This window comes from Saccharopolyspora sp. NPDC000359, from assembly GCF_040300525.1.
Classification (GTDB): Bacteria; Actinomycetota; Actinomycetes; order Mycobacteriales; family Pseudonocardiaceae; genus Saccharopolyspora.
The window spans coordinates 1,563-4,845 of the sequence record NZ_JBEPDU010000106.1 but is presented as its reverse complement, the minus strand read 5'-3'; the positions used below and the strand labels follow the sequence as shown (position 1 = coordinate 4,845).

1 rRNA gene is annotated in these 3,283 nt (G+C 56.5%); it reads right to left on the bottom strand.

What is annotated here, in order from left to right:
- Positions 1-92: 92 nt before the first annotated feature.
- A 23S ribosomal RNA gene (locus tag ABT324_RS33195) occupies positions 93-3,170 on the bottom strand.
- Positions 3,171-3,283 lie beyond the last annotated feature (113 nt).

Genomic DNA, 3,283 nt, shown 5'->3' with positions numbered 1-3,283 from the left:
GATGACACACATATCCAATTAACAACAGCCCGAACAACCAACCAGGCCTGGTTGTTGTCTCAGACACCATATAGTGGGTGCGTAACACCTTCGTGAGCAAGTCCTCGGCCTATCAGCACCAGTCAACTCCACACATTACTGCGCTTCCATATCTGGCCTGTCAACCCAATCATCTCTTGGGGGCCTTAACCCACAAACGGGTGGGAGACCTCATCTAGGAACAGGCTTCCCGCTTAGATGCTTTCAGCGGTTATCCCTCCCGAACATAGCCAACCAGCCACGCCCTTGGCAGAACGACTGGCACACCAGAGGTTCGTCCATCCCGGTCCTCTCGTACTAGGGACAGCCTTCCGCAAGTCTCCTACGCGCGCGGCGGATAGGGACCGAACTGTCTCACGACGTTCTAAACCCAGCTCGCGTGCCGCTTTAATGGGCGAACAGCCCAACCCTTGGGACCAACTCCAGCCCCAGGATGCGACGAGCCGACATCGAGGTGCCAAACCATGCCGTCGATATGGACTCTTGGGCAAGATCAGCCTGTTATCCCCGGGGTACCTTTTATCCGTTGAGCGACACCGCTTCCACCAGCCAGTGCCGGATCACTAGTCCCTGCTTTCGCACCTGCTCGACCCGTCAGTCTCACAGTCAAGCTCCCTTATACACTTACACTCAACACCTGATTGCCAACCAGGCTGAGGGAACCTTTGGGCGCCTCCGTTACCCTTTAGGAGGCAACCGCCCCAGTTAAACTACCCACCAGGCACTGTCCCCGATCCGGATCACGGACCCGAGTTAGATGCCCAGAACGACCAGAGTGGTATTTCACCAACGACTCCACACCCACTAGCGTGAATGCTTCACAGTCTCCCACCTATCCTACACAAGCCGAACCAAACACCAATACCAAGCTATAGTAAAGGTCCCGGGGTCTTTCCGTCCTGCCGCGCGAAACGAGCATCTTTACTCGTACTGCAATTTCACCGGGCCTGTGGTCGAGACAGCGGAGAAGTCGTTACGCCATTCGTGCAGGTCGGAACTTACCCGACAAGGAATTTCGCTACCTTAGGATGGTTATAGTTACCACCGCCGTTTACTGGCGCTTAAATTCTCCGCTACACCCCAAAGGGGTTCACGGGTCCTCTTAACGTTCCAGCACCGGGCAGGCGTCAGTCCATATACATCGCCTTACAGCTTCGCATGGACCTGTGTTTTTAGTAAACAGTCGCTTCTCCCTGGCCTCTGCGACCACCACCAGCTCCCACCGCAAAAGGCGTTCACCAGCAGTGGCCCCCCTTCTCCCAAAGTTACGGGGGCAATTTGCCGAATTCCTTAACCACAGTTCACCCGACCGCCTCGGTATACTCTACCTGACCACCTGTGTCGGTTTCGGGTACGGGCCATGCACACACTCGCTAGAGGCTTTTCTCGACAGCATGGGATCACTCACATCACCACAACGGCTACGCATCACCCCTCACCCACACAGTGCGCGGATTTACCTACACACCGGGCTACAGGCTTACACCAGTACAACCACTCACTGGCAGAGCTACCCTCCTGCGTCACCCCATCACTTAACTACTACTCCATCAGGCCCCATGCACCCACCACCATCATCCGAAGAATCCAATGGCAGGCGGATGGTTAGTATCAAGAGATTCGCTATGGACGCGTATGCACGGGTACGGGAATATCAACCCGTTATCCATCGACTACGCCTGTCGGCCTCGCCTTAGGCCCCGACTCACCCTGGGCGGACGAACCTTCCCCAGGAACCCTTGGTCATCCGGCGGAAGAGATTCTCACTCTTCACTCGCTACTCATGCCTGCATTCTCACTCCCACACACTCCACAACACCTTCCAGTGCTGCTTCACCACGTGCAGGACGCTCCCCTACCCAACCCAACAAACGCTGGATTGGCATGGCTTCGGCGGTGCGCTTCAGCCCCGCTACATTGTCGGCGCAGGACCACTTGACCAGTGAGCTATTACGCACTCTTTCAAGGATGGCTGCTTCTAAGCCAACCTCCTGGTTGTCTCAGCGATCCCACATCCTTTCCCACTAAGCGCACACTTAGGGGCCTTAGCCGATGCTCTGGGCTGTTTCCCTCTCGACGATGAAGCTTCTCCCCCACCGTCTCACTGCCACGCTCAACTCAGGCGTATTCGGAGTTTGGCTGATCTCAGTAACCCGCGAAGGCCCATCAACCAACCAGTGCTCTACCCCACCCAAGCAACACATGACGCTGCACCTAAATGCATTTCGGGGAGAACCAGCTATCACGGAGTTTGATTGGCCTTTCACCCCTACCCACAACTCATCCCCCAGGTTTTCAACCCTGGTGGGTTCGGGCCTCCACACGGTCTTACCCGCGCTTCACCCTGGCCATGGGTAGATCACCCCGCTTCGGGTCTACACCACGCGACTCACACGCCCTCTTCAGACTCGCTTTCGCTCCGGCTACCCCACACACAGGTTAACCTCGCCACGCAGCAGTAACTCGCAGGCTCATTCTTCAAAAGGCACGCCATCACGACTGCAACGGTCGCTCTGACGGATTGCAGGCACACGGTTTCAGGAACTCTTTCACTCCCCTCCCGGGGTACTTTTCACCATTCCCTCACGGTACTATCCACTATCGGTCACCAGGAAGTATTTAGGCTTAGCGAGTGGTCCCGCCAGATTCACAGCACCCTCCACGGAAACGCTGCTACTCGGGAACACCACCACACACCTGCCACGCATTTTCGCTTACCGGGCTATCACCGTCTACGGCCAGGCTTCCCAACCTGTTCAACTAACACGCAACACAATGCTGAGACGTCGGTAGCCGCCTCCAGTAGCGTCCCACAACCCCGCACACGCAACCCCTACCAGGTATCCCACGCGCACGGTTTAGCCTCCTCCGCTTTCGCTCGCCACTACTCACGGAATCACCAGTGTTTTCTCTTCCTACGGGTACTAAGATGTTTCACTTCCCCGCGTTCCCCCTCACACCCTATACATTCAGGCATGAGTAACCCGACATCACTCGGGCTGGGTTACCCCATTCGGACACCCTCGGATCACAGCTCGGTTGACAACTCCCCGAGGACTATCGCGGCCTCCCACGTCCTTCATCGGCCCCTGGTACCAAGGCATCCACCATGTGCCCTACACAACTTGGCCACAAAGATGCTCGCACCCACTATACAGTTCTCAAACAACAACCAGAAGAAAACACCCACACACCCACGGCATGCAGTTAGCGTGTCCTCTCAGACACCCAACAGCGGACTGCC